8 protein-coding genes and 1 pseudogene are annotated in these 7,677 nt (G+C 67.4%); 5 read left to right on the forward strand and 4 right to left on the reverse strand.

Annotated features, from left to right (window positions below):
- Positions 1-186, forward strand: a pseudogene (locus GQS09_RS25515) (IS630 family transposase); the annotation flags it as partial.
- A 1,277-nt stretch (positions 187-1,463) separates the two neighbouring features.
- On the opposite strand, the gene GQS09_RS25520 reads toward GQS09_RS25515, so the two are convergent.
- From GQS09_RS25520 to GQS09_RS25530, 3 genes are all read right to left on the reverse strand, one after another.
- Positions 1,464-1,676, reverse strand: coding sequence for a hypothetical protein (locus GQS09_RS25520; RefSeq protein ID WP_165989913.1), 213 nt, complete (start codon positions 1,674-1,676; stop codon positions 1,464-1,466).
- 55 nt (positions 1,677-1,731) lie between these two features.
- The gene (locus tag GQS09_RS25525; RefSeq protein WP_313896330.1) at positions 1,732-2,103 is read right to left on the reverse strand and encodes a hypothetical protein; all 372 of its coding nucleotides are present in this window, start codon (positions 2,101-2,103) and stop codon (positions 1,732-1,734) included.
- Positions 2,104-2,228: 125 nt separating this feature from the next.
- Complete coding sequence (locus GQS09_RS25530) at positions 2,229-2,432, reverse strand: hypothetical protein (protein WP_243761776.1); 204 nt, start codon at positions 2,430-2,432, stop codon at positions 2,229-2,231.
- Positions 2,433-2,868: 436 nt separating this feature from the next.
- On the opposite strand from GQS09_RS25530, the gene GQS09_RS29995 reads away from it, so the two are divergent.
- The 4 genes from GQS09_RS29995 to GQS09_RS25550 all read left to right on the forward strand — a co-directional run bounded on the left by GQS09_RS29995 (position 2,869) and on the right by GQS09_RS25550 (position 6,217).
- Positions 2,869-3,084, forward strand: coding sequence for a hypothetical protein (locus GQS09_RS29995; RefSeq protein ID WP_243761777.1), 216 nt, complete (start codon positions 2,869-2,871; stop codon positions 3,082-3,084).
- A gap of 153 nt (positions 3,085-3,237) precedes the next feature.
- On the forward strand, positions 3,238-4,683 hold the full coding sequence (locus tag GQS09_RS25540; protein WP_165989914.1) for a replication initiator: 1,446 nt from the start codon (positions 3,238-3,240) through the stop codon (positions 4,681-4,683).
- Positions 4,683-4,910, forward strand: a complete 228-nt coding sequence (locus GQS09_RS25545; protein ID WP_165989915.1) for a helix-turn-helix domain-containing protein — start codon at positions 4,683-4,685, stop codon at positions 4,908-4,910. The genes GQS09_RS25540 and GQS09_RS25545 overlap by 1 nt, the downstream gene beginning before the upstream one ends.
- Positions 4,910-6,217: a site-specific integrase gene (locus GQS09_RS25550; RefSeq protein ID WP_165989916.1), complete on the forward strand. Its 1,308-nt coding sequence runs from the start codon at positions 4,910-4,912 to the stop codon at positions 6,215-6,217. The genes GQS09_RS25545 and GQS09_RS25550 overlap by 1 nt, the downstream gene beginning before the upstream one ends.
- A gap of 869 nt (positions 6,218-7,086) precedes the next feature.
- On the opposite strand, the gene GQS09_RS25555 is transcribed toward GQS09_RS25550, so the two are convergent.
- Entirely contained in the window at positions 7,087-7,350 is a 264-nt protein-coding gene (locus GQS09_RS25555) for a DddA-like double-stranded DNA deaminase toxin (protein ID WP_243761778.1), read from the reverse strand.
- Between the last annotated feature and the right edge of the window lie 327 nt (positions 7,351-7,677).

Genomic DNA, 7,677 nt, shown 5'->3' on the forward strand with positions numbered 1-7,677 from the left:
GCGCTGACCTGCTACAAACCCGGCCACCGGTCCCGGCTGATCTACCGGCCACGCAGGGACAACGGCCGCCGCGATGGCCGCAAGAGCTTCTCCTGGCGCGAGTACCGGGACCTGCTGACCGCCGCCCACCAGCAGCTCGGCGGCCCCATCGTGCTCATCTGGGACAACTGTGAGACTCATGGGGCGCCGTCCGGGGCCGGGGTCTGACCCGTGGGACAACTGGCCCAGGCTGCCTTGTTGAGGATCTGTCGGCCTGTGGTCCTGGGCGGTGCTTGCTGCCGCCGGGCTGGCGGGCGTGTCCCGATAGGGGCCTTGCCGCGAACAGGGCACCGTCACAGTTCTGACCGCCCACCGGCCCGACGTCGGCCACAGCCCCGTGCCGATCGAGGAGCCGCGTGACCATCACCAGCATGCCCCGGCCGACGCTGCCCGCACAGCGCGAAGTACCGCCACCAGAGGAGGTGAACCGCCCCGGCCTCATAGACGGCTGCCTCGCCGAGACCGGCCTGGTCATCAGACACCTGACCAACCCAGCGACATCACGAGTTCAACCTCAGTAATCACCAAAATTCTGGTCCCAGGACCTCGTTAGACTCGACTTCGCCGCTCTCGCCGCAGCCCGAAGTTCTCTCCATTCGGTTGCTTCTTCGAGGGCGGACTCCGCCCAAATCGACCCAGGCCCCGCGTTTACGGAATCCGCGTATTCATTGACCGATTGAAGCAGGAGATACTCCTCGCGCCTAAGTGACCCATCACTCACTCTGGCGCGAGCCACGTGCAACACGTCATCGAATTGAAGCAAGATCTCATCCGGCCCCACCCCTGCCTCCTGCAAATATGCAGCTTGACGATCAGGCTCCGCGCTGAGCAGGTCCAACACAACGAGAGCCCACCGCCGAAAGTCCGCCAGCTTTTGCTCACTGGTCATCGAATAATTCCTCCCAGATCCCCTTCAGGGCCCACGACTCTCCAGTAGGCACCCTCGCCATGATGGCCACCGCCAGGATTCCACCTGAGCATCCGCCCGGTCGGGTCTCCACGACTCGTATATTCGCGAATGACCCAACCGCCGCCAGTGTTTCGCCCTCTACCTAGACCTTCTTCTACCCAGCCCTTCTTTCCCGCGAAGAATGGACGAACCTGGTCCGGCGTGACACCGCCCCTAAGAGCAGAGGGGGTATCGAAGATGTCATCCGCCGAACGAATTCCGGGGAGCTGTCCAGCCTCCTCGCTGAGCTGCCTGCGCAAACGCTCGCCATTGGCAGCGCTTGTAGGGCAATTGGAATTGTGAACTAGTACTGGAGTCTGTCCCGCCAGCACATACTACGTGTGCTACGCGGTACCCCTCTACCTGCTTCTTCGCTGGTCAGTGGGGGTTTTTCATTCCGTTAGCGTCCGTGGTTGTGCGTGGAAATCCGTGGTTGTTGCCGTCGCTACTGCCGTCAAGGGTGCTGACAGCGGTGTTACTGCCAGGCGCCGGAATCGGCGCGGAGGGTGGCACGGGTGGTGCGGTGGTAGAAGTCGTGGCCGGTCTCGGCGCAGTGCTCGGCGATCCAGCGTGTCAGCTCCTCCTCGGCGTGGAGTTCGCCGGAGGTGGCGCCGCAGTCGTGGTCTTTGCCGGTGACGCAGACGGCCTCGAAGGTGGGCAGGGTCATAGGGTCCACGACGGCGGTCACGGGGTAATCGCGGAAGCGGTAGCGCTTCCGGGCCGGCGTGCCGGTAGCTGCGGTGTCAGGCATGTTCGGCCGCCTCTTCCTGCGGGTCCGGGATGCGCTGTCCGCGCGATTCGGCCACCCGAAGCGCGTCGGTGAGGGCTTCGGCCAGTCGGGAAGCCAGCCAGCGGTACTCGGTGGCCGACAGGGCTCGCGCGCCGGGAGCCACAACTTCGCGGACATGTTCCAGCAGTTCTTCGCCCATGCCGAGTTGGACGGCTTCGATGCTGTCGGCGAGCGTCGACAGGTAGCCCCTGCCGTCGGTGCTGAGATAGCAGGGGTTCCCGTCTGGGGTGGTCCACGGCAGTAAGCGGGGGCCAGCCAGCCCTGTTGCCGCGTCGTATAGTTCCCGGCGCCGCATGCGGTCCGCGTCACTCCCGGGCTTGGTCACCGTGCACCCCCGGCTGGGTCGCTGATAGGGACACGACGGCCGTAGAAGCTGACTGCCCGCCACTCCATGTATGCGCCAGGGCAGTTCGCGACGCAGGGTGTGCGAAGTGCTGCGCTGCGTGGTAGCTATCCGACGACGCCCAGGTAGGAGGCCATATCGCGCATCTCGGCGGTGAGGGTCCGCTTGCGCTTCTTCAGGATTTCCTGCATGGTCTCGGCGGCCACATGCTGATGCTGGAGCCACTGGGGGGATGCTCGGCGTACTCCCGTCAGCTCGTCCATAGCCGCGGTCAGGTCGCCGGTGCGAGCGTGGGCGCGTGCTACGTCCATGCGGTGGCGGTTCCAGTTGTCGTCGCTCGGCCGCCCTGTGTGCTCTTCACGTCGTCGGCCTCCTGGTCGCGCTCCGGTTCCTGGCCCTGCGCGGCGTCCCCAAGGCGGAGCTGAAGGCCGGCACCCGGCTGCTGCGCCTGTGCGGGCTGCTCACCCTCGCGCTGAACACCGCCGAACCCCTGCTGACCGGGCGCTACGGCCGGGCCTGCCTCGACACCGTCGCCCCGCTCCTGCTCCTGGCTGGGGCCACGTCGGCCCCGCCTTCCTCGCCCACTTCCACACGGCCGCACACCGGGAGGACACCACCGCAATCATCACCCCCGCACCCCTCGCTGAGCCGGTGCCCACCTCGGCGCCCGCTCCCGAAACGGCGCCTCCGGCCCCTGAGCCGGTCCCCGCCTCGACACCTACGCCGCCTCCAACCGCAGTGCCTACCGTGCTCAAGGTCCGCGACTCCGCCCCCGCCCCGGCCGTCACCACGGCGCCTGCCACCGGCTCCCGCCCGGCCCTGCCCGCCGCACTGCTGAGTGCGGCCCGGCGCATCGCGGACACCTACCAAGCCGAGCACGGAACACCGGTCACCGCCGCCCAGCTCGCGACCCGCATGGGCGTCGCGCTGCCGGTGGCCACCGCCGCCCTCGCTCAGCTCTGAGCCACCCCGGCCACCGGCCGGATCACCCCTCCCCGAAATCCACGCCCACCGGATGGGCCTGGTTCGTCATGCCCCGAGCAGCACCAACACGCCCACAACCATGCTCGGTTGCTGCTCGGGGTGATCCACCCCGACAGAAGGGACACGCCCCAAATGGTCACCCTGGACCTGCGCCACGTGGCAAGCCCCGCCGTGCGGGACCTGCTCCATGTCGTCAACCACCCCGACTTCGACCGCGCACAGCAGCAGATCGAACACCTCGGCGGCTGCACCGAACCCGTCCGCCTGACCGGCCGCACCACCACCGTCGACACCACGACCGGCGAGGTGCTGCGCTCCTACACATCCTCCACCGAGCCCACGGGCAGTCTGCTCACCGCGTGCGGCAACCGCCGCGCCTCACGCTGCCCGGCCTGCTCCCGCCTCTACGCCGCCGACACCTACCACCTCATCCGCGCCGGCCTGTCCGGCGGCAAGACCGTCCTCGACACCGTCCGCACCCACCCCCGCGTTTTCGCCACCCTCACCGCCCCCTCCTTCGGCCCCGTCCACAACCGCCCCACCACTCCCAGCGGCGATGTCCGGCCCTGCCGCTGCCGCAAGCTCCACGAACCCACGGACACTCTGCTCGGGACACCTCTGAACCCGGCAACGTACGACGACGCGGGCGCGGTCCTCTTCAACGCCCACGCCGGAGCCTTGTGGGCCCGCTTCACCACCTACCTGCGCCGCGAGCTCGCCGCCCGGCTCGGCCTCACCCAGAAAGCCGCCCGCGCCGTGCTGCGGATCTCCTTTGCCAAGGTCGCCGAGTACCAAAAGCGCGGCCTGGTCCACTTCCACGCCGTCATCCGGCTCGACGGCCCCGACGGCACCACCCAGCCCCCGCCGCCGTACGCCACCGTCGCCGTGCTCACCGACGCCGTACGCGCCGCCGCCGCACGGGTTCGTGTCACGGTTGAGTCTGACGCGGTCGGGGAACGCGAACTCGTCTGGGGCGAACAACTCGACGTACGCGAGATCGCCGCCTTCGGCGCTGACGCCGAATTCACCGACCAGGCCGTGGCTGCCTACGTGGCGAAGTACGCCACCAAGTCCGCCGACGCCTCCGGCGCCCTCGACCTCTCTCTCTTCTGCCGCCCCTGCCAGGGACACGGCGCCACCCTCCTGCCCCACGGAACACCGCTCCCCTGCACGGCGTGCGACGGCACCGGACAGGCCCGCCCACTGCCACGGCTCGCAGTCGCACGCTACGTGCGGCAGATGGTCCGCACCTGCTGGGAGCTGGGCAAGCTGCCCGAGTTCGCCAGTCTGAAGCTCTGGAAGTGGGCACACATGCTCGGCTTCCGGGGCCACTTCTCCACCAAGTCCCGCCGCTACTCCACCACCCTCGGCGCGCTGCGCGCCGCCCGCCGCGCCTGGCGCACCGAACAGGCCCGCTCCCACGCCGGCCTGCCCGAGCACGACCCGGACACCACCCTCGTCGTCGGCCACTGGACCTACCTCGGCTCGGGCTATAGCCCCGGCGCCGTGCTCCTGGCCGCCGCCGTCTGGCACCGCAGAGAGCTGGAACGCCGGTTCATCGCCGAAGGGGGCTGCTGATGACCTCGGCCCCACCCACGGTCCTCCACCCGGAGACAGAGCCAGCGCTGGACCTGCTGACGGTTCCCCAGGTCATGGCCCGCCTCCAACTCGGCCGCTCCGCCGTCTACGACCTGCTCCGCACCCGCCAGCTCGCCTCCATCACCCTCGGCCGCGCCCGCCGCACCCCCGCCCACGCGCTGACCGACTTCATCCGCACCCGCCTCGAACAGGAAGCCGCCGCCTGATGACCGCGCCCCGAGACACCCCCGCCTCCCGCCGTACCCGCGCCAACGGTGACGGAACTGTCTACCAGCGCAAGGACGGCCGCTGGGAAGCCGCCGGATACGTCCTCGCTCCCGGCAACACCCGTCGCCGTGTTCGCGTCTACGGCACCACCCGGAAGGAGGCCCTGGCCAAGCTCACCGAGAAGATCGCCAACAGCAACCGCGGCCTCCCCGTCCCTACCTCGCAGGGCAGCGTGGCCGCGTACCTGACGTACTGGCTGGAGAACGTCGCCGTCCACCACCTCCGCGAGAACACCCACACCCGCTACACCGCCTGTGTCCACCGGTACCTCGTCCCCGGCCTGGGCAAGAAGAAGCTCACCAAGCTCACCGCGAAGGACGTCCGCACCTGGCTCAACCAGCCCCGCACCACCTGCCAGTGCTGCACGCGCGGCATCGACGCCCGGCGCGACCAGCCCCGCTGCTGCGCCGCCGGCCAGTACTGCCACAAGCTGCTCTCCCCGCTGACGCTCACCTACATCCACTCCGTGCTCAAGTCCGCCCTGGAGCACGCCGTTTGCGAGGAAGAGATCCCGCGCAACGTCGCCCGCAACGTCCGCACCGGCACCCCACGGCCCCGACGCTTCGAACCCCTCACCGCCGACGAAGCCCGCCAGCTCCTCACATCCGCAGGAGGTCACCGGCTGCACGCCCTGCTCGAACTCGCCCTCCACACCGGACTCCGCAAGGGCGAACTTCTCGGCCTGCGCTGGGAAGACCTCGACCTCGACACGGGCGCCGCCGCAATTCGCCAAACCTGCAGCGCACCAGCGCAGGCGGGCTCACCACGCTGCCCACCAAGACGGCGGGCCTCCGAGCGCCGCATCGCCCTTCCCAGCCGTTGCCTCCACTCGCTGAAGCTTCACCGCGAGCAGCAGCAGCGCGAACGCGAGGCCGCAGGCACCACCTGGCAGCACGACGGGCACGTGTTCACTACGGTGCAGGGCAGACCAATCGACCCGACCAACCTCACCCGCACCTTCACCACGCTCCTCCGCAAGGCCGGCCTCCGCCGCATCCGCTTCCACGACCTCCGCCACTCCACCGCCACGCTCCTCCTGGAACAGGGCGTCGAACTCGTCGTCATCAAGGAACTCCTCGGCCACGCCCACATCGGCGTCACCGCCACCGTCTACGCCCACGTCCGGCTCCGCCTCCAGCGCGACGCCATCGACACCCTCAGCACCGCGCTCGACGGCCGGGAGACCACCGAGATGGCACGCTCCGACGGCGACGAACCGCCACCCTGCACCGCCCTCGTCCGCTGACGTTGCCGTCAACTACTGCCGTCATGGCCCACGGGAGCCCCACCTACGGGGCTCCCGTTTTGCTTTAGCGATTTACCTATCAGCCCACGCCGACGCCCGGCATGTAGCGCATAATGTCTCACATGAACTCTCTCGCCCCCACGGACAGCCCGGGCCTGCTGCGATTTCTGCGGAGGTGGTACGGCGCCCCGAAATCGCCCAATGCGAGACTGGGGGAATCGCCTGATGCACCCAGGGAGCTTGTCGAGTGGCATGAAATCTCTGCCCAGTGGGGCGGGGAGATCACTTCACACAACTACGCCATCCCCCTCGCGGAACTCGCAGCAGAAGACGGAATGATTCCGTTCTGGGTTGAGAACCAAGGAACTTGGGTTTGGGCATTCGACCCGAAAAGTGAAGATTGCTCCGTGTATGAGCGAGAGCCGTCCGACGAACCGACCCCGTGGCGACAAACTGGCGAGCGGCTTTCAGATTTCTTGATTCACGCCACAATCCTGGAGGCAATCCTGGGGGCTCCTGCGACGAAAGTCGCGCAAGGAGTCCCGGCAGATTGGCTCTGGTCTCGGGAAGGAAGCCATGAGCTCCCCTTCCCTGCGTGGAACTGGCCAGCCCGCGATTCGCGCATCCTCCTCGGCGAGAGCTGGCTGGCTCTCGTCCACCCGAGCGACGATCCCGACGCAGGTCATGACATCACCCTCGCAGCGAGGGAGCCAGGCGATCTCTCCTGGGCGGAGAATATGCCAGGAGTCAAGTGGCGCTCATACTCCGGCGTTCAGGACTACACAACCGATGAACCACTGCCCTGGTAGGTAGTGAAACACGAATCGGCGGCCGATCCAGGTGGATCGGCCGCCGATTACTTTCCTGACTCAGTCAGGAAGTCCCGTGAATTTTTCAGTCCTACGCGGCGAGATCACCCACAACTGAACACCCTCGGGCAGCATGTCAGGCAATGTACTTCTACATGTTCCGCAGGTCCCCGTCGGGTAGTCGATGTAAAGCACGGCCTTTCTGACACCCGGGTTCATACGCAAGAACGCTGCTGCGTGAGTCTCCACATGCTCCCCGTTGGCCTTCGTGCGACCTGGGAGGTTCTCGAGAAGTCCCGACTGGCCACCTGGGCCGCTAATCATCGGAAGCTGATCGGTTCCGACGTCAAGGATGCCCACAGTGCGCCGGGGATAGTCCTTCTGCAAGTCCTTCAGGTGAGGTCCACAGTTTGCATTGTGAACGAGGACCGGAGTCCGTCCCGCCAGCACATAGTACGTGTGCAGAGCAAGGGCTTATCACCTGCGTTTTCGCAGGTCAGCTCTGATTCGCTTGTCCGTGGAAGTCCGCTGATGTACGCCGTTGGCGGATCCGGTTGCCGTCAGCGTTGCCGTCAGGCGGTTGCTATTCGACGCCGAGGATGCGCAGGCCGTGGTGGCGGCGGAAGTCCTCGAAGTCCTTGAGGTTGAGGG

Origin of the sequence: Streptomyces sp. YIM 98790, assembly GCF_011421595.1 — a bacterium.
Classification (GTDB): Bacteria; Actinomycetota; Actinomycetes; order Streptomycetales; family Streptomycetaceae; genus Streptomyces.